The organism is Gardnerella sp. c11Ua_71 (assembly GCF_055818025.1).
The window spans coordinates 68717-88246 of the sequence record NZ_JARFVR010000002.1 but is presented as its reverse complement, the minus strand read 5'-3'; the positions used below and the strand labels follow the sequence as shown (position 1 = coordinate 88246).

Sequence of the window (19530 nt, the reverse complement as noted above, 5' to 3'; positions counted from 1 at the left end):
GCGAACGTCTTCGCTTGCGTTGAAAGCACACCGTGCTTTCAACCTTAAGCAAGCTCAGCGCTCCGAATTGCCTTTTCGCGCTACGCTCTAAGCGAAAAGACAGGTCGTCGCGCTAGAAACCCAAGCGCTCAAGCTTCTTAGGATCGCTCTGCCACCCCTTTGCAACCTTCACATGCAAATCGAGCACAGCTTTAGCGCCCGTAATACGATTCACCGCAGTGCGCAAACGCTTCTTAACGCGCACAAGATGCTCCGCACCGCGCCCAATAATAATCGGCTTTTGCGAATCGCGCTCAACATACACCGACACAATCACATGCGCTTTATTATCGTCATATTGTGCATAGTCCTCATCTCCTGGTTGCACAATGCTATCTACAACAACCGCAAGCGAATGTGGCAACTCGTCGTCAAGTTCCTCAAGAAAAGCCCCACGAATCAGCTCCGCAATCATGCTAGAAGGACTCTCCTCGCTAAGCTGATCGTCTGGATACATCTTCGGGCCTTCTGGAAGATTGTCAATCAAAACCTTCTTAACTTCGTCAACATTGTCGCGTTCCAAAGCGCTAACTGGCACAATATCAGTAAAATCAGCAAACTGTTGAATCTCAATCAAATGAGACACCAACTCATCGCGGCTTATAGAATCAATTTTAGTTACGATTCCAATAAGAGGAACCTTCCACACCCAGTTTCCAGACGCGTCTTTTTTGGCAAAGTCGGAGCGAAGTCGGCTCAAGATTCTTCTATCTCCAGGCCCAATCTCTTGATCTGCTGGAAGCAAGAAAGCGATAGCATCCACATCCGCAAGCGACTCGTCTACAATATCGTTCAAACGTTGGCCTAGCAAAGTGCGCGGCCGGTGGATTCCTGGCGTATCAACTAACACCATTTGCGCGTTTGGAGTTGTTAAGATTCCGCGAATCGCCTTGCGCGTTGTTTCTGGGCGAGAAGACGCGATTGCGATTTGCGTTCCGATTAGCGCGTTCATAAGCGTTGATTTTCCAACGTTTGGTCTGCCTACTACAGCAACAAATCCCGATTTATAGCCGTTAAAATCAGGCACTTCTACGCTCGCTTTTAGAGAAGGATCTAAATTAGCAAACATTTCGTCATTCATATCGTCCATATCTTCCATATCGTCACTCATATCATTAACATCTTTCATATCATTCATAATTCAACACTATTTATCGCCATCAACTTGCGATGATTCGCTATCTTTACTACTATCTTTATCGCCATTCTTGCCATTATTCTTGGCATCAGCCTTGCTGTCACTCTTTCCGCCGCTCTTTCCAGCACTATCGTCTTCTTTAAGACCTTGAATATCTTTAAATCCTTGAATATCTCGCTCAACAAGAATCGTGGAGACTTTTTTGCGTCGCCCAGCAGAATCAACCGCGGTTAGCTTAAGACCTCTCGTCACAGCACTTGACCCAACAATCGGCACGTTTCCAAGCAACTTGGTAAGCAACCCAAACACAGTGTCTACATCGTCTTCGTCTATATGAACTTCAAAAATATCTTCCAAATCGGCGATAGGCGTGCGCGCAGGCATTTTCCACACACCCTTACTCACCTCTTGCGGATCCGCGTGCTGAGTGCGATCGTGCTCGTCTTCTAGCTCTCCAACAATTTGCTCAATCGCGTCTTCAATCGTAACAAGCCCTGCAATTCCGCCATATTCGTCTACAACAACGGCAACATGTTGTCGGATTCGCTGCATTTCGTGGAATAAATCATCCACTGGCTTGGACTCTGGTACAAGCATTGGGCTTCGACTAATCGTAGAAACTGCGCGCTCAGATGCTGCTGGATTAAACACGGTTGCGCGCACAGCATCCTTTAAATACGCGATTCCTTCCAAATCGTCAACCGACTCGCCAATTATAGGCACGCGAGAAAATCCAGATCTTGAGCACAATTTTAGGAAATTTTCCAGCGTTTCGTCGTTTTTAACACAAATCATATCGGTTCGCGGAACCATGATTTCGCGCGTTAACGTGTCGGAAAGCGTAAGCACGTTGCGCATCATCTCTGAAACTTCTGGGTCAAAATCGTTTGCTTCCACAAGCCTATCGATACTCGCTTTAGCTTGATCTAATTGAATATTTTCCAACTCTTCATCGTCGGAAAGAGCAGCATTCTTCTTATGATTTTGGCTTTGATTTTGCGAATCTCCACGACTTGCGATTTTTGCAAACGGATTCATAAAAACAGCAATCGAAATTATTCTAGACAAGCGCATCAGCTTAAAAACTGGCTGAGCCGCTCCCACTGCTCTTGGCCGCACAAGAACAGAAACAATTGCAACAATCATTGCAACTATTAGCCCGATTAATAGCGTTAACCAAAGAGGCGCACCAAGAGTCGCCGCGATTGCAGAAAAAGCCACGCCGTCCAACACGTTACACACGATTCGCACAAATGCGCACGCTCCGCTCGTAGCATACCTATCTGCTATAAGCTTTTTTGCTCTGCGAATTCTAGCAAGCTTCCTCAAGCGAACGACTTGACTTTCGTTATCGTTCGTTTGCTCTTCAATCATAAGATTATTAAGACTAGACCTTGTAACTCTTGGCACAGCCCCTTCCGCCGCCGCCATTGCAAGCGAAAGCCACACAAGCAAAACTGCGACTATTGCAATTGCACACAAGCAAGCCCACATATGTGCAGGCAAATCGGGAATCGGCGGAATTGTAATGTTATTTAGCATGATTTTTCTCGTATTCTTCCAGCTCATTTACGGCACCAGCTGGCAAAGTGGCATCGTAAAGCTCGCCAGATCTAGCCGCAAAGAACGTTAGCAAAAGCTGCCTTTGCAAGCCAAACATTTGCTTTTCTTCTTGAGGCGTAGTGTGATCGTATCCAAGCAAATGCAACATTCCGTGAATCGTGAGCAATAGCATCTCTTCCATTGTGCTATGCCCTGCCGCTGCTGCCTGTTGAGCCGCCACCCACGGGCAAATCACAAGGTCTCCAAGCATTCCTTCACTCACTTTGTCGTCGCTTCCAGGAGTCAGCTCGTCCATTGGAAAGCTCATAACGTCTGTAGGACCTTCTAAGTCCATCCACTTTTCGTGAAGACTAGCGATTGGCTCTGGGTCCACAAAAGTAATTGACAAATCGGATTGAACGCTTACTCGCATTTGTTGCAAAACCCACATTCCAAGGTCGGAGAATATTTTTGGGTCGATTTGCCAAACGGTTTCGTTCATCACTTCAACACTCATTATTACTTGATATTCCTCTCAAGATTTTGCGATTCGTTGGCTGCTTGCGACTCAAGACTTTTCCTATTTCTAGCCTTCTCGCGCCTAAAATCAGCCTCGCGATTTTCCCACGCTTCATACGCTTCTACGATTCGCCCAACAAGCTCGGCCCTAACAACGTCTTGCGCATTTAAGTGAACAAACGCAATACTCTTAACGTCTTTCAGCACGTTCTCAATCGAAGCTAATCCAGATTTTGGAACCGCTAAATCAACTTGCGTTCTATCCCCTGTAATCACCATTGTGGTGTTAAATCCAAGACGCGTCAAAAACATCTTAAGCTGCTGAACAGTAGCATTTTGCGCTTCGTCTAAAATAACAAAAGCGTCATTAAGCGTGCGACCTCTCATGTATGCAAGCGGCGCCACTTCCACAACGTTCTCGTCCATATACCTCTTAAGTTGCGGCGCTCCCAACATGTCGGAAAGCGCGTCATAAAGCGGCCTTAAATATGGGTCTACTTTGTCGTTTAGCGTTCCAGGCAAGAATCCAAGATTTTCCCCAGCTTCTACAGCAGGGCGCGTCAACACTATTCTTCGCACTCGCCCATCTTCTAAAGCTCTAACCGCCTTAGCAACCGCTAAATACGTTTTTCCAGTACCAGCAGGCCCAATTCCAAACGTTACAGTATTTGATTCCATTGCTTGAACATAAGCTGTTTGACCCGCTGTTTTTGCGCGAACAGGATTTCCACCCGCAAACGTTATAACACCTTTAGCCATTCGCGCTTTTCTGCTCATTGCACGCCTTTTAGCATCTTCACTAGATGGCATTAAATCGGCAGAACCGCGCGCAAAATCGCTTTCCATTGCGCCAGTTCCAAAGCCAGATTCAGCTCCAGTACCAAAAGACTTTAATCCGCTAAACGCTCCGCCTAAAACTCCGCCATTGTGCCCAATTCTATCGATTCGCACATTATGCTTGCTACCTTTAAGCACATCTCTTTCTAGCATGCGTTTTACAGCATAAGAATCAACAGGAGCTTCGTAAGCGCAATCAACTATTTTGCGCAACGCGTGTTCGGCTTTGCAAGCGTCTTCCTCACTTCTTGCGCTTCTAGATACGATTTTCACACAATCCGCGTGAACGGAAATATCTATGCTTGGAAAAGCCTTCTCCAACTCTCTTAAGTTTGAATCTGCTGCTCCCAAAACAGCAACTGGGCTTAATTCGCTTGGAATTTGAACAATACGCGTTGTACTATTTGACACGATTTATAAACTACCTTCTTCAAGTTTTTCGCCTGTTAAAACATGAGCATGAACATGGAACACGGTTTGACCAGCTCCCAAACCAGTGTTGAAAACAAGACGATAATCGCCATTATAAAAGTCGTTTGCAATTTTTTGCGCAACGCATGCAATATGAGCCAAAACATCAGAATCATTTTGAGCAAGATCTGCAACATTCTTGTAATGATTGCGCGGAACAATCAAAACATGCACCTTGGCTTGCGGATTAATATCTTTAAAAGCCACTACTTCATCGTCTTCATACACTTTGCTGCTTGGGATTTGCCCATCAATTATCTTGCAAAAAATGCAATCGTCGTCAGTTTTGTATGTTTTGCATGCTTTATCCATTATTTTGCCCACTTTTCAATAATTCTTATTGCAATTCTTGTTGCAATTCTTATTGCCGAACACCATTTACTATTTTACACAAAACACGCACAAAGCTTGCAAAAATTGCTTACTACTCATACCTGCCAAGTGCTCTAGAAAGCAACGATAAACATACTGGCCCTGCTGTAGATGCGCGTAAAATATTGCTTCCTAAAACGCAACTTTTGGCGCCAGCGTCTATAAAACTTTGCACTTCTTCTTCGCTAATTCCGCCTTCTGGCCCCACAACTACATAAACAGTGCGCGTTTTGCCATCTTTTAAGCATTTTTCCGTTAAGTCGTTTACGTAGTTTTCGATTTGACTAAAAGAATCCGTTGCGTCTTGATGCAAAACAACTACAAGGCTTCCATAAACGCATGCACGCCTACAAATCGCTAGAATCTGCTTGCTTGTAACTGGTTCTAAAAGCTGTGGAATCCACGCTCTGCGCGATTGCTCCGTTGCAGCCTCAAGCACTTGATTCCATCGCTTATCTGTGCGCCCTGGCTTCCATTTTGAAATCGACCTATTTGCGCACCAAGGAATTACTTCGTCTACACCAATTTGGGTAGCCATGTCTATTGCTTGCTCGTCGTGACCCGTTTTTGCGAGAGCCTGAATAAGCGTTAATCGGGTTGTTGGCGCTGGTTCTTTTATGAACGAATCTACTCTAACTAAGCCGTTTTCGCTGTCTGTAATCGTTGCGTGAATTCGCACTCCTTTGCCGTCCGAAAGGTCTAGCGAATCGCCATCCGAAAGTCGCATTGCGCTTATTGCGTGCCTTTTAACGTGTTGAGGCAAGCTAAGAGTCCACCCTTCTTCAATCCCATTTGCAAGAACGGGCGCATCGTCTTTATTCGTATCCAGCAAAAACAAAGCATCTGTCATAATTTAAGCCTAACGTTAGGCGCAGCCAACATTTTTGCTACTTCTGTGATTCGCTCAAGTATTTCTGTTTCTGCATTTTCGCTCAAGTATTTCTGTGCAAGTATTATGGCAAACTAGAATTATATGAATTGGAGGTATGCGCAAATGGTTGACGATTTTAGACGCAACTTTGCGCATTCTAATAATCAAGATTGCACTACAAGCGATGAAGCTTTTGTGACTTTTCGCGTATCTCGTTTTACGCCAAATGACGATTCTTGCGATTCGTCGGTTACTTGCGACTCCGCGGTTGCTGGCGATTCATCCACCGATTCAGCACCAATCTCCTCCACTAACTCCCCTGGTTTAGTTAGAAGGCACCGAGAAAGCCCTTTTGCAAAAAAGCGCAAAAGTAGCCCATTTTCAACGCAAAATTCTGGCGATTTACCAGCTAAACCATTAAGCGGAAAGCATTGGATTCAAGATTATACGATTCGTGTGCGCAAAAATGACACGATTTTAGAATGCTTGCTTAAAATTAAGCGCACAATAGACCCCACTTTGGCATTTAGATACTCTTGCGGTCACGGCGTTTGCGGATCGGATGCTGCAAACGTAAACGGCATGCCCACTTTACTTTGCACAGCTACAATCGCCCAAAACGCTAGGCAAAATACACAAACTCAAGGTGTTAGATCAAGCGGTTTTAGAAAAACTGGTAGCGTAAAGTCGCAAGCAACCGCAACACCAACTACAACATCATCAGTCGATGAAAATCACAATCTGCAAGTGAAATCTCAAGAAATATCTTCACTAATCCAAAATGGAAGCTTTGGCATTATTGAGATTGCGCCACTTTCAGGCTTTGCTATTCAAAGAGATCTTATTTGCGATCTTTCCCCAATGATTGCACAGCTTAAAAGACTTGAGCCATATTTGCAAGCGCAAGATGTTCAAACAAGAAACAGCAGCGGAAAGCTTGCGATTATTGAGTTTTTGCAGCACCCAGAGCAGCTTGCAAAGTTTGAGCTTTTAAGCAATTGCATAATGTGCGGAGTGTGTGAAGGAATTTGCCCAGTTTATGCAGGCGGAGAAGCGTTTATTGGGCCTGCAGCGCTTATAAATGCTGCGCGATTTATTAACGATTCTAGAGATAACGCCACTAATCGAAGATTAGACTTGGCGGATTCTAGCGACGGCATAAGCGCGTGCCAATCCGTGCGAGCATGCTCCAGGCAATGCCCACGCGGAATCGACGTTGGAGAAGAAATTTGGCAACTTACAACGCTTATAAATGAGCGAAAAATGAAGGAAAACTAGCCAAAACTAATTAATAAACTTGTCTCCGCTAGCGATTCGCACAGCTTCTAGAGGGTCGTCTGTAATCGCAAGCAAATTAGGGTCAAAAGACGATATAAGTCCTCTTTCTTTAACTGTAGTTTCAATCCAATTCATAAGGCCTTTCCAATATTCGCTGCCGAAAAGAACAACAGGAATTTTAGAAACCTTATGCGTTTGAACAAGCGTAAGCGACTCAAAAAGCTCGTCCATTGTGCCAAAACCGCCTGGGCACACAATAATTCCCGAAGAATATTTTAGGAACATTGTTTTGCGAACAAAAAAGTAACGAAATTGCATTCCAAGATTCACCCACTGATTTAGGCCCTGCTCGTGAGGCAATTCGATTCCTAACCCCACGCTTGTTCCGCCAGCTTCTGCCGCTCCGCGATTTGCCGCTTCCATAATTCCAGGTCCGCCGCCCGTAATCACCGCAAAACCGCGTTTTACAAGCTCTTTGCCCATTATGCGAGCGCTACTGTATTCTGGCGCATCTGGCTTTATTCGTGCAGAGCCAAACACGCTAACAGCTAATCCAAGTTTTGCCAAAGCGTCGAAACCATCAATAAATTCGGCTTGTATTCTAAGAACTCTCCAAGGGTCAAGTCCTTGCCACGCATGATTATCTTGCAAATCTCCGTTAGGCAAATCGTGTTGCAATAGCGTTTCCGTTGTGCTTTCCTTAGGAATCATTGGTCCGCGCATCATTACGGCGCCGCTGTAATAAGTGTCTTTCCAAGGTGAATTCTGTTCGCTTTGCGCGCGCAAGTCGCAAGCATTATCTGGATTATCAGATTTACCAGAATTATCTAAACTATCTAAATTACCTAAATTATCTAAATTATTATTAGAAACCATAAGTCACCTTTAGAACTTTCTAGTCACTTTCTAGTCGTCTTGTAATCGCGTTAAATAAACGCATTAAAGTCACTCTTCAATATCGTCTAATTCTTCTTCCATATGATTCGATTGCTTTGCAAGCATAAATCCCGAAACAGCAGCCGCAATAATAGACGCCACTAGCACGCCGAATCGCGCTTCTCCCGAAAGATCCGCATCGCTGTATGCAAGCGAAGCGATTAGCAAAGACACAGTAAAACCAATTCCGCACGCGCATGCTGTAGGCAAAAGGTCGCGAACGCGCAAATCGTCTGGAACGCGCAAGCCAATAACTTTCTTAGCAAACCAAGCAGTAATCATAATTCCAAGTGGCTTTCCAACAACTAGCGCAATCGTAATCGCAATTAGTATTGGAGACAAGAACAGCTGCCAAGTCAATGTTTCAAAATGAACTCCAGTTGCAAAAAGCGCAAAAACTGGCAGCGCAAACAAAGAAGACAAAGGCTGAATTTTCTGTCGATACCTTTCGGCTCTAAGCGACTTTTCGCCGTGAACAAGATGCGCAGGAGTTAGCAAACCAACCATTACGCCTGCAAGAGTTGGGTGAACGCCAGCTTGATACATCATAACCCACGCAAGCAAGCCAACAAGAGCCACAACAGGCCATGGAACGCGCTTTAATCGCACAAGCATAGTCCATACTAATCCGCATAAAACAACGCCCACAAACCAATACCATGCGTTAAGCGAAGAGAAGAACAATGCGATTAATGCGATTCCAAGAAGATCGTCTACTGTAGCCAGAGTCATTAAAAATGCGCGCAAGGCTTTAGGAAGCGTTTTAGCAAAAAGCGCAAGAACAGCCAGCGAGAATGCTATATCTGTTGCCGTAGGAATAGCCCAGCCAGCGCGAACCATGTCTAAAGACGGAAGCGCTCCAGAAGTAAGTCGCATAATCTCTTGACCAGCGTGCAACTCCGAGAATATTGTAACAGTTCCCGCAAAAAGAATAGGAGGAACAACCATACCTCCAATCGCGCAAATCATTGGCATTGCTGCCGCGCGAGGGTCTCTAAGCGATCCTGCAATAAGCTCGTGTTTTAAGTCTAAACCAACTGTAAGAAAGAAAATAGTTAACAAGCCGTCTTGAACCCAGTGGCTAATCGACATGTGAATATTTGTGTACGGAATTCCTATTTGAGTGTGAGAAACAGCTTCAAAAATCGGAGACGTAAATGGCAAATTTGCAAGCATTAATCCAGCTAAAGCAAATCCGAGCATAATTAACCCAGATGTACGCTCATTATTGGCTATTTTGCATACTGTTTTCCAAGAGCGTCTTAGCATGATGTAAATCTTCCCTCCGATTTTCTATCTTTTATTTTCTATTTTCTATTTTTGACTTTTAGTTTTTAGTTTCGACTTTTTACTTTCGACTTTTGTTTAACAATTTACGGCATATAAATTTTATGCGATAAAGTTTATGCACCTAGGACTTATAAGTATATAGGATACGTATCGAAATATAACAAAAAACGCCACCTCGCTTAGAAGTGACGTTTCAAATTGTGGAGCTAGGGGGATTCGAACCCCCGACCCCCTCCATGCCATGGAGATGCGCTACCAGCTGCGCCATAGCCCCGTTTTTAATTGTGCGGCTCAAACGAACCTTTGATAGAATACAACAGATTTTGCTACCAACCAAACTCGGCGTGTCGTAAACTCCTCAATTTTTGTTGTAAAAATATGGATTTCTTGCCGCATAAAACTATTATTCGCCACTACCCGATGATTGTTGCGATCCAGATTCTCCCTGCTGTACAGAAGTACCACCATCTGCACCATTAGGTGAAGAATAAGAAGGAGATGAAGGAGACGAAGCCGATCCAGAATCTGTGTTTTGTGAAGAATCACCCTTAGATCCGCTAGATTTTGAGTCAGATCCAGAATTGTTTAATCCATCCGCACCCTTTGAATCACCACTATTCGAAGAGTTTTTATCATCTAAAGAGTTTCCTTCATGATTATTCGCATCTTTTTTATCAGACGGTTTTTTATCCGAACCATTCTCATCATTCTTATTGTCTTCATTAGATTTAGAATAGTTGCCTGAATCTTGATTCTGATTTTGAATACGATTATTCTCACCATTTTCAGGAGTCTGATTTCCCCTATTAGTCTGATTGTTATTTTGCGCAGGATTCTGCGGTAAATTGTTTAAATTATCAGTGCCTTTTCCTTGCGTAAACAACAGAACCATGCCAGCAGTAATAATCACCGCAGCAAGAGCGCTAAGAACAGCAACTAAAATAGTAAGTCGTTTGTACCTTGACTCATCATCCACGTATTTTTTCTGCTTTGCATAGTCATAATCACTATTGTTGCCTAATCTACGCTTTGCGTCGGTTAGCGTAAGCAGAGAATCCGAATCTCCTTCCGAAAGCGAATTATCTTCTTCTTTCATCTTTCTTAATGAAGACAATTCCATAATGCTTGTGTTATCAACGCTATTATCAGTATTTTGCCCAGAGGCAGTAGCCATAACTTTTCTAACTGTTTTTATTCTGCGAGGTTCGTTCGCTTCATGAACCTCATATTCTTCTGGCATATCATCCTCTAATGCAATAAATCGTGCATTATTTACAACTTTAGTGTCATCATCTGCATAATGGCTTGAAACTGATTTTAATGCAGAAGAAGACTGGATCTTTTTTGAAGACGCGTGAATAACATTTTGATAAAGTTGCGATGCTACAGCAGACACAATCGAACCTATTGCAACACCAATTACTGATCCTGCTATACCGATTTTTGACGATAGAAGGAATGCTGTAACAGCTGCTAAAGAACCAGCCAGCACTTGCGTAAACGATATTCCTTTGAAGAAGTTCTTCACAAGTACCACCTTACAAAATTATTATTTACTACTATTCAAATTGACAATTATTGACAACTATTTAAATTGTAGATGCTGCTGCAGATGCAACTTTAGACTCTGTTTCAGAAATTTTCTGCTTATTTTTGATTTTTATAAGCTCAATATGTTCTGCCAAACTTGCAAGCAGAATCGCAGCAAAAATCAATGCAAAGCCAATAAAAGCAACGCTTGTTACGCGCTCGTTGTATAGAATGCTAGAAAATAGCAATGTAAATAAGCATTCTGTGCACATAATCACGGAAGCGTTAGCTGTTGAAAGATAAATCAGAGTATAGTTTTGAATGATTTGCGCAAGAACAGTTACTATCACTATAAGATAGAACATGTTCGTAATAGTTATCCAATTATCTTCGGCATTAAAATTAGGCAAAGGCTCACTTATTGCAGCTCCGCACAAAAATAGAACTCCAGAAACACTAAACTGACCGAATGTTAAAGCAACGGGATTGTATTGTCTAGAATAATACGCTAAGTATGTTAAGTTAAACGCAAAAACAGCCGCGCAAATAAGAGTTAAAACATCTCCGTGAGAAAGTGTAAGAACAAGAGATCCTGGCTTTAATGCAACTAATCCAACGCCCACAACGCATGTTAGAGCTGCAATAATTCCTAAAAGCGTTGGCTTTTTTCTAATAATCATCCAAGCTGAAAATGGCGCTATAACACAGTAGGCGGCTGTAAGAAAAGCACTTCTACCTGGGTCTATCCACCTTAATCCTTCTGTTTGAGTAACTAAAGATGCGTAGTATGTAACACCTGTTAAAAGCGAAGGAATTATTAGCTTTTTAGTAAAATTTTTGCGGATTGTTTTAAAGAAGACTGCGCCCATTATTATGCACGCTCCAAGCATGCGAACTCCCATAAGCCATTGAGGTGGGAATACCTCTAGAGCGTATTTAGATGAGACGTAGCTTCCGCCCCAAATTGCGGCGCATAAGAGCAACATGATTCGCGCGAAGTTTACGTTAATTCGATTGTTCTGTCTTGGTTGAACCGCGCTATTTATTTCACTCATGTCACTCCCCTCAATTTCTTGCAAATCACAAGTCTATAACATTAAATTTTTCTTTAAGGTAGCTAAATTGCCTTATAAACTTTATAGAATAGCCACAAAAACAAGAAAAGTACAACCTATCGGCGTTCCTTCGGAAAATTTCCTAATTGACAACTGAATTGGTTGTACACACTGCGACTTTACCTTAATATTTACGATTAATGATTGATGCGCGACGACCTGCCTTTTCGCTTAAAGCGTAGCGCGAAAAGGTAATTCGGAGCGCTGAGCTTGCTTAAGGTTGAAAGCACAGTGTGCTTTCAACGCAAGCGAAGACGTGAGCGCGCTTAGACCGCGCGAACGGTATTCTCTGTTTACTATTGTGAGAGGGCTGGCTAATCCTTGTCTCACAACGCTCCGCCTATTACGTGTAGTCTAGAGTTGCGGTTGTTCCGTTTTGTCTTTGATTTTGTTTTTGTGTTGAGGTTTGTTTGTAGTGGTTGATCATTGGATTATTTGGTATCGGCTGCCGCTCTTATATTGTTCGACCAAGAATCACCCAGCCCTCTTACATGCTAGGACTTTTGCGTGGTTTTTATCACCGAGATTCGAGATTTTTCTTGCGCGACGACCTGCCTTTTCGCTTAAAGCGTAGCGCGTTAGCGATTTTCCGCTTTTTGTACGTGATTTAGGTCAAATATGGTACAAAGTGCGGAAAATTACGTTTGCACTTTGTGCAATTGGTGATTTATGTCACAAGTTTAGGCGTTTTTGCAAAAACTTGTCGAATTTTAAGCCTTTATATGCAGGATTGCGCGTAATCTTAGATGTGATTGAATCATAATCATATGATTGCGCGATTGAAAAAATAATCAGTTGAAGAAAGGACTCAACATGGCAACTCTTAGTGAAGATATGAAGACTTTTATTGAGAACAATTTGGCTTGGATTGCAACGATTAGCAAAGATGGCGAGCTTGATCTTGGACCAAAGATGTCAATGTTTGTTCTAGACGATAATCACCTTGCTTACCATGAGCGCACTGCAGGTCAGCATTTTAAGAACTTGCAAGATGGCAGCCAGTTGGTTGTAGCAGTTGCAAATTTGGCAGAAAAGAAGGGCTATCGCTTCCGCGGAACTGTTACGCTTCACACGGATGACGCGATTTACAATGAGCAAGTTCGCGTTGCCGAAGAAAAGGGCACAAAGAAGCCTGCTGCCGTTCCTGTTATGGAGATTAATGAGATTCAGGATTTGACTTCTGGAGCTAATGCTGGAAAGACAATTACTAAAGATTAGTCAAAATACTAATTTTTAGTAAAAATCTAACAAAACGCCGAATTTTTAGGTCTCTAATACGCGGAATACAATATCGAGTGGCGTTCGTCCTCAATGGCGAAGATGAACACCACTCAATTTTTATTTGATTAATTTTTATTTGATTATTTAATTGTCACTAATTTACTTGTTTTCTTTACGCAATGCTTGCAACCTAGCGTTCATTTCTTCCGCTTTCTTCTTCTCGAAGTAATAAATTATTGCAGCAATCGCAATCGGGAAAATAACAGTGAATACAATCCATCCGCAAATCACAGCTGGCCCATCTTTGAATGAAATCCACCCAACAATCACCGATACAATAAATTGAATAGCAATTGGTGGAACTAGCGCAAAAACGAATTTTGCGAGATTTGACATACGCTCATTCGACCAAAAAATAGCGAACACTCCATAGCCTATGCCTATAACAAACGATGCTACAGCATAAGATGCAATTCTGTTTCCAACTGCGCTATGCGCTAACAGGCTAGATACAAAACTGATTGCAGTAAAAATAGTGCACCCTATGCCAATGCCTATAACAATGTTTTTTGCCATTGTTTTGCCTAAAGTTGTAACTTGCTTTTCCATAATAATCATTTCCTTTTTAAGTATTAAAAAATTAGTATTAAAATTTTTGATAGTTTTATATTTGACTACGCTTAAAACTACATTCCTAAGCGCTTTTTGAATCCTGCTAAGCATCTGCGACTAATCCACTCAACGCTTCCGTCGTCCATTTTTACGCTCATACTTCCGCCGAATCCTGGATCTACTCGAACAATGCGATTCAAGTTCACGATTGCGGATTTAGATATGCGCACAAACGACGCGAATTGCGGATTGTCAAAATCCATTAGGCGCTTGTAAGAAACGCACTCGCCTTTATCACTGTGGATGATTACGCGCGAATTTTCTACGCAAATCATAATCACATCTGGCTCGTGCATAACAATAATCGAATCGTTAATATAACCATATATAAATGAATTATTGTTGCTATTTTCCGCATTTACAGTATTATTTTCAGTGTTACTTGCTTTTGCATTTTTAGAATCAATGCCTTGCAAATTGGCTATAATGCGTTTAAGATTGTCGTCAATATTGTGAACTGACAATTGAGCGTGCTGCTCCTCTTCTGGCGGCACAATAGCAATCGTTACTTTCATCAAGCCTCCCTTCCGTATACTACCGTTAGCGTTTACTAGCTTTTGCTAACTTTTCTTAGCTTTTGCTAGCTTTTGCTAGCTTTTTGTTTTGTAATTTTGACTATACGGCACTGTAAATAGTCTGTCTTTACAAAACCGCTAAACGGTAGCTTTTGGAACATAAGCGGCGAAAAATGAAAAGATTACACAACTACTTAAGCCGCTCCCCAAATGCGAATAAGACGCTGACTTGTAGGGTCGGCTGCAGGGCCTTGATCGTAAGCATCCAAACGCCAATGAATCGAGCCGTCCGCATTAAGGCTTGGAATTAAACGCGCCCAACGACCGTTTCCCATTCCGCCAATCGTCTTATAAGAAGAATCTACCTTGTCTAATCCAAGCAGCTTATGAACAGTTTGCGAAAGACAGGAACCATGCGAAAATACTAGCAAATCGCGATCCGAGCCAGTTTTGCGCGCCCAATCCTCAACAGCTTTCGCCGCGCGCTCGCCAACTTCTTGCTTTGTTTCTGCACCGTGGTTGAGTTCCCCACCTTTGCCATCAACCCATGACTTAAAATCTTCAGGCCATTTTTCGCTAATTTGCTGGCGATTAAGACCTTCCCACTCTCCAAAAAAGCGCTCACGCACACCATTTTCAACGTGAACATTAAGCTCAATCTTATCTGCAAAAGCATGAGCTGTCTGTTGTGCGCGAATAAGCGGAGAAGCAATTGCAACAAAACTCGCGTCTGCTTCTTCTGGAGTAATGCGCACGTGCTCCTCGCTATTTGGATTCTTTGGGTCTTCTAAGTCGGAAGCTCCAAAAAGAACACGCAAAGCCTTACCAGAGCGAGTCACCTGGTCTATTCCAGACTCATCTAAAGCAATATCAATCATGCCTTGAAGTCTAAATTGAGCATTATAAGGCGTCTGACCGTGGCGAACAAGCATTACAGAACGCGCAATACCCTCGTGAGAGCTGTTTTTATTTGCATTATGAGCAATTTGCGTCGCGCTTTCAACAAAATCCACCATTATCTTGCGCTACCTTTCAGACTCTTGATCGCCATTTTGCACATCATCGCCATCATCGCCATGTGCATCGCTCTCATCATGCTCTGGAAGTTGCAAATCAATTGTAGGGCAATCATTCCACAAGCGCTCAAGGCGATAAAACTCGCGCGCTTCCTCGTGCATAATATGAACCACAAAGTCGCCAAAATCAAGCAAAATCCACTGCGCTAGTTCTAAGCCTTCTCGAGATAAAGCTTTACGCTTATTGTCTTTTAAGTACAAGTCTTTTTCGATTTCTTCGCTAACAGCTAAGACTTGACGCTCGTTAGATGCAGAAACAACCAGCATTGCGTCTGTAATTCCAAGCAGATTGCTAACGTCAAAAGCTTGGATATTAGTGGCTTTTAACCTATCGGCTGCAGCCGCAGCAATCCTAATCGCGTTAACAGAGCTTTCTAAAGCTGCCATTGTTTCTCCTTAACTATCGAACTAGCGAACTATCGAACTAACGCTCCCAAGCTGGCTTCCAGCCTTCTACAACGTGCTGCGTATTTTCTGAATACACCATGGAATCCGCTGGAACATCGTGACGCACAACAGATCCTGCACCCGTTGTAACTCCATCTCCAACAGTAACGGGAGCTACAAACAGGTTTCCTGCACCAACATGCGCGTTAGAGCCAATAGTCGTGTGATTCTTATGCACACCGTCGTAGTTTGCTGTAATTGTGCCACCGCCGATATTCGTGTGCTCTCCCAAATCAGCGTCGCCCATGTAGCTTAAGTGTGGAACCTTAGTTCCGTTTCCAATATGCGCTTTCTTCATCTCCACAAACGCGCCCGCTTTGCTCTCCTCGCCAAGCACATTTCCTGGTCGCAAATACGCCCACGGACCAATGTTTGCAGCGCGGCAAATATGTGATTCCTGCACACGCGAGCGCTCCACAACCGCGTCTTCATCTACTTGCGCATCGACAAGCGTAGTGTATGGTCCTACAACCGCACCGCTTTTAACAATCGTTTGCCCTTGCAAGAAGCACCCTGGAAGTACCGTAACGTCTTCTTGCAAAACAACATCGTCTTCAATCCACGTGTTTTCTGGGTCTAGAATCGTTACGCCTTCAAGCATCCACTTTTCGCAAACGCGCTTGTTGTATGCTTTTGCAAGCGCAGCTAATTGAACGCGTGTATTTACGCCTTCTACTCTCAACGAATCTGATGCTGCCATTGCTCCAACTCGACCCATTGTGCGAGCGTGCTCTAGCGCATCTGTTAAATAGAATTCGCCTTGAGCGTTCTTGGAATTAAGGTTAGATATTGCGTCTGTAAGCACTTCCGCATCGAACACGTACACAGATGTGTTCACTTCCTTAATTGCAAGCTCTCCTGCATTAGCATCTTTGTGTTCAACAATTCTTAGCACATCACCATTTGCTTCTCGCACAATTCGCCCGTAGCCAGTGGCATTGTCTAAAACAGCGGTTAAAACAGTTGCTACATTGCCTTGACTATTGTGAAAATCAATTAATGATTGCAATGTTTGCGTGTCTAAAAGTGGCATATCACTTGCCGCAATTACCACAGAACCTTTAAGCGCACTACCACATTCTTGTTTTGAAGCTTCATTAAGATCTCGCATTGCGCACTGCACTGCCCTGCCCGTTCCAGGCTTATCATCCTGGTTCACAATACGCACGGCGTTATTGTAGCTTTGCGCAGCTGCCGACACTCGTTGCGCTTGAGCGTGCACTACAACAGCAAGCTCCTTAGGGTTTACGCCTGCCATTGCGTTCATTACGCGATTTAAGAACGTTTTTCCAGCGAACGGATGCAATACTTTCGGCGTTGTTGAACGCATGCGCGTCCCATCACCTGCTGCCAGAATTATCGCTGCGGCTACATTATCATTATGCTTTTCCACGCGCGCTCCTTGTTTTTATGAGATATTGTCGAAATGCTTTCGAAATAATACAAGAGCAGAAAATCAAACAAGTGCCCCCGACGCGATTCGAACGCGCAACCAACGGATTAGAAGGCCGTTGCTCTATCCATTGAGCTACAGAGGCGCAAGTCGCAATTATACCAAAATTCTTACATCAACACACCCAGTCTTAAATAATTTGCAAATTAATATTTCTGTTTTGACTCTGTTTTGATTTATATTTATTTATTTTGATTTTACTTTGGGTTTTTGGTGCTCGGCTGCTAGCGACTTTTCAGCACGCGCAACACGCGGTATATTTGATTACTCTACAAAATGTGGTATAGTCATCAAGTCGCGTTAAAACGCGGATAATTTAAGATGCCCCTGTATCCCAATTGGTAGAGGAAACAGCCTCAAAATCTGTGCAGTGTGAGTTCGAGTCTCACCGGGGGCACGTGCACAACGCCGCTTACATTCTAAGCGGCGTTTTTGTTATCTTCTCTCTCACGCGATTTTGTACGATACACAAACGACACACTTAATCCTCGTAGCGTTTTCATTACTGCGTTTGTTCCCTTTTTGGCTCAAATGGTAAACAAACGCGGGAATAGACGACTTCGAGTTTAAATCGTAGCGTGAGAAATCACCAGATTCATGCTAAACGAAAACGCGCACCCAAAAGGATGCGCGTTTAAAAAAACTAACGATTAACTAGCAATCAACTAGAGATTAATCGCAAGCACCAACGGTGTGAACGTAAATAGAGTCGGTACGACCAGCCTGGCGCTCACCCTGAGCAGTGCTCAAAACAACAATCTTGTCGCCGTCTTCAACCTTACCAGCTTCACGAAGAACCTTGTCGGTGAAGATCATAAGATCGTGACGGTTCATATCGTGGTAGTCCTCGCTAATCAAGAAGCCTTCAGTGCCCCAGCTCAAAGCCAACCAGTGATAAGTGTGCTCATTGTTGGTCAAGCCGTAGATTGGAGCAGCTGGGCGTTCGCGAGAAATGCGATGCACAGTGCGACCAGTCTGAGTGTAAGCAACAATCGCCTTAGCGTTAAGCTTGTCCGCCAAGTCAACAGCTGCAGAAGAAACTGCACCCGTGCTAGACATGTCAAGCTCCACAGATGGAATGCGATCATAGCCATTTTCAGTCGCGTATTGAGAAATACGAGACATGGTCTGAACGGTAACTGCTGGATACTTGCCGACTGCGGTCTCGTTAGATGTCATAGTTGCATCGGCGCCGTCAAGAACAGCGTTAGCGCAATCAGAAGCCTCTGCACGAGTTGGAACTGGAGAGTTAACCATTGATCCAAGAACTTCAGTAGCAACGATTACTGGCTTTGCGTATTGGCGAGAAAGCTCAATGCAGCGCTTGGTAACGAGTGGAACCTGCTCAAGTGGCATCTCCACTGCCATATCTCCACGAGCAACCATAATGCCATCAAAGGTCTTAACAATCTCTTCCAAGTTTGCAACAGCCTGTGGCTTCTCAATCTTTGCAACGATTGGAATGCGGCGGCCTTCTTCGTCCATGATTTCGTGAGCGCGATCAATATCGGTAGCAAAACGCACGAACGACATTGCAATAATGTCTGCACCCGTGCGAATAGCCCAACGAAGATCAGACTCATCCTTTTCGGTCAATGCTGGAAGAGAAACGGCAACGCCTGGAAGGTTAATGCCCTTGTGGCTAGAAACTGGGCCAGCAACAACAACCTTAGTGTGTACGTCGTTGCCTTCTACCTTGGTAACCTCAAGACGAACCTTGCCGTCATCAATCAAAATTGGATCGCCTGCGTGGCAATCTCCTGGCAAACCCTTGAAGGTTGTGGAAGTGCGATGCTCATCACCCTCAATATCGTCTGTGGTAATAACGAACTCTTGGCCCTCTTCCAAATAAACCTTGTCTTCGCCGTCAGCGTTCTTCTTGAACCAGCCGCAACGAATCTTTGGACCTTGCAAATCAACAAGAGCAGCAACATTACGACCAGTGGTCTTTGAAGCTTCGCGCACATTGTTGTAAACGCGCAAATGATCTTCAGGAGTGCCATGCGAACGGTTTAAGCGAGCAACATCCATGCCAGCTTCAACAAGCTTGGTAATACCCTCTAACGATTCGGTAGCTGGTCCAATAGTATCAACAATTTTGGCTTTTCTCATAATGCCTGCCTGTTTCCTTTGTTTATTTTTAAATGGGAAAATACCCACTTTCCGAGTAATAGTGTACCAGCAAATTGTGACCTATAGACAAAACTC

General features: G+C 43.6%; 18 protein-coding genes and 3 tRNA genes. 3 read left to right on the top strand and 18 right to left on the bottom strand.

Annotation, left to right across the window (positions count from 1 at the left end):
* Nucleotides 1-112: 112 nt before the first annotated feature.
* The 6 genes from era to P0106_RS01920 all read right to left on the bottom strand — a co-directional run bounded on the left by era (nucleotide 113) and on the right by P0106_RS01920 (nucleotide 5768).
* Nucleotides 113-1177 carry a GTPase Era gene (gene era, locus P0106_RS01945; protein ID WP_473730369.1) on the bottom strand — a complete coding sequence of 355 codons (1065 nt, stop codon included), beginning with the start codon at nucleotides 1175-1177 and terminating at the stop codon, nucleotides 113-115.
* 9 nt (nucleotides 1178-1186) lie between these two features.
* Entirely contained in the window at nucleotides 1187-2719 is a 1533-nt protein-coding gene (locus tag P0106_RS01940) for a hemolysin family protein (protein WP_009994156.1), read from the bottom strand.
* Nucleotides 2709-3236 carry an rRNA maturation RNase YbeY gene (gene ybeY, locus P0106_RS01935; protein WP_004114866.1) on the bottom strand — a complete coding sequence of 176 codons (528 nt, stop codon included), beginning with the start codon at nucleotides 3234-3236 and terminating at the stop codon, nucleotides 2709-2711. Before ybeY ends, P0106_RS01940 begins: the two co-directional genes overlap by 11 nt.
* 2 nt (nucleotides 3237-3238) lie before the next feature.
* Entirely contained in the window at nucleotides 3239-4486 is a 1248-nt protein-coding gene (locus P0106_RS01930; RefSeq protein ID WP_102720724.1) for a PhoH family protein, read from the bottom strand.
* A gap of 3 nt (nucleotides 4487-4489) precedes the next feature.
* On the bottom strand, nucleotides 4490-4858 hold the full coding sequence (locus tag P0106_RS01925) for a histidine triad nucleotide-binding protein (protein ID WP_004114864.1): 369 nt from the start codon (nucleotides 4856-4858) through the stop codon (nucleotides 4490-4492).
* A 112-nt stretch (nucleotides 4859-4970) separates the two neighbouring features.
* Nucleotides 4971-5768: a 16S rRNA (uracil(1498)-N(3))-methyltransferase gene (locus P0106_RS01920; RefSeq protein WP_004114863.1), complete on the bottom strand. Its 798-nt coding sequence runs from the start codon at nucleotides 5766-5768 to the stop codon at nucleotides 4971-4973.
* 144 nt (nucleotides 5769-5912) lie between these two features.
* On the opposite strand from P0106_RS01920, the gene P0106_RS01915 reads away from it, so the two are divergent.
* Nucleotides 5913-7067, top strand: coding sequence for a succinate dehydrogenase/fumarate reductase iron-sulfur subunit (locus P0106_RS01915; protein ID WP_014554524.1), 1155 nt, complete (start codon nucleotides 5913-5915; stop codon nucleotides 7065-7067).
* A gap of 6 nt (nucleotides 7068-7073) precedes the next feature.
* On the opposite strand, the gene P0106_RS01910 is transcribed toward P0106_RS01915, so the two are convergent.
* From P0106_RS01910 to P0106_RS01890, 5 genes are all read right to left on the bottom strand, one after another.
* Nucleotides 7074-7943, bottom strand: a complete 870-nt coding sequence (locus P0106_RS01910; RefSeq protein ID WP_014554523.1) for an LOG family protein — start codon at nucleotides 7941-7943, stop codon at nucleotides 7074-7076.
* Between the two features lie 69 nt (nucleotides 7944-8012).
* Nucleotides 8013-9272, bottom strand: coding sequence for a Na+/H+ antiporter NhaA (locus tag P0106_RS01905; RefSeq protein WP_004114860.1), 1260 nt, complete (start codon nucleotides 9270-9272; stop codon nucleotides 8013-8015).
* Nucleotides 9273-9494: 222 nt separating this feature from the next.
* A tRNA-Ala gene (locus tag P0106_RS01900) sits at nucleotides 9495-9567 on the bottom strand.
* A 129-nt stretch (nucleotides 9568-9696) separates the two neighbouring features.
* Nucleotides 9697-10821, bottom strand: coding sequence for a hypothetical protein (locus tag P0106_RS01895; RefSeq protein WP_004117655.1), 1125 nt, complete (start codon nucleotides 10819-10821; stop codon nucleotides 9697-9699).
* A gap of 61 nt (nucleotides 10822-10882) precedes the next feature.
* Complete coding sequence (locus P0106_RS01890; RefSeq protein WP_004138359.1) at nucleotides 10883-11878, bottom strand: DMT family transporter; 996 nt, start codon at nucleotides 11876-11878, stop codon at nucleotides 10883-10885.
* Between the two features lie 873 nt (nucleotides 11879-12751).
* Here P0106_RS01890 and P0106_RS01885 point away from each other — a divergent pair.
* A complete protein-coding gene (locus tag P0106_RS01885; protein WP_004113128.1) occupies nucleotides 12752-13156 on the top strand; it encodes a pyridoxamine 5'-phosphate oxidase family protein in 405 nt (134 codons plus the stop codon).
* 162 nt (nucleotides 13157-13318) lie between these two features.
* On the opposite strand, the gene P0106_RS01880 is transcribed toward P0106_RS01885, so the two are convergent.
* The 6 genes from P0106_RS01880 to P0106_RS01855 all read right to left on the bottom strand — a co-directional run bounded on the left by P0106_RS01880 (nucleotide 13319) and on the right by P0106_RS01855 (nucleotide 17407).
* A complete protein-coding gene (locus P0106_RS01880; RefSeq protein WP_004114854.1) occupies nucleotides 13319-13768 on the bottom strand; it encodes a DUF3021 family protein in 450 nt (149 codons plus the stop codon).
* Nucleotides 13769-13845: 77 nt separating this feature from the next.
* The gene (locus tag P0106_RS01875) at nucleotides 13846-14346 is read right to left on the bottom strand and encodes a LytTR family DNA-binding domain-containing protein (RefSeq protein ID WP_004138033.1); all 501 of its coding nucleotides are present in this window, start codon (nucleotides 14344-14346) and stop codon (nucleotides 13846-13848) included.
* 194 nt (nucleotides 14347-14540) lie between these two features.
* The gene (locus P0106_RS01870) at nucleotides 14541-15362 is read right to left on the bottom strand and encodes a histidine phosphatase family protein (RefSeq protein WP_004113134.1); all 822 of its coding nucleotides are present in this window, start codon (nucleotides 15360-15362) and stop codon (nucleotides 14541-14543) included.
* Between the two features lie 9 nt (nucleotides 15363-15371).
* Nucleotides 15372-15809 (bottom strand): ribosome silencing factor, encoded by a 438-nt coding sequence (rsfS, locus tag P0106_RS01865; RefSeq protein WP_004137977.1) that lies wholly within the window; start codon nucleotides 15807-15809, stop codon nucleotides 15372-15374.
* Nucleotides 15810-15846: 37 nt separating this feature from the next.
* The gene (gene glmU, locus P0106_RS01860) at nucleotides 15847-17262 is read right to left on the bottom strand and encodes a bifunctional UDP-N-acetylglucosamine diphosphorylase/glucosamine-1-phosphate N-acetyltransferase GlmU (RefSeq protein WP_473730368.1); all 1416 of its coding nucleotides are present in this window, start codon (nucleotides 17260-17262) and stop codon (nucleotides 15847-15849) included.
* A 72-nt stretch (nucleotides 17263-17334) separates the two neighbouring features.
* Nucleotides 17335-17407: transfer RNA gene (locus tag P0106_RS01855), tRNA-Arg, on the bottom strand.
* A 238-nt stretch (nucleotides 17408-17645) separates the two neighbouring features.
* Between P0106_RS01855 and P0106_RS01850 the strand changes: the two genes are divergently transcribed.
* Nucleotides 17646-17719 (top strand) — tRNA-Leu (locus P0106_RS01850).
* A 275-nt stretch (nucleotides 17720-17994) separates the two neighbouring features.
* Here P0106_RS01850 and pyk read toward each other — a convergent pair.
* Entirely contained in the window at nucleotides 17995-19434 is a 1440-nt protein-coding gene (gene pyk / locus P0106_RS01845; protein WP_004113139.1) for a pyruvate kinase, read from the bottom strand.
* Nucleotides 19435-19530: the final 96 nt, after the last annotated feature.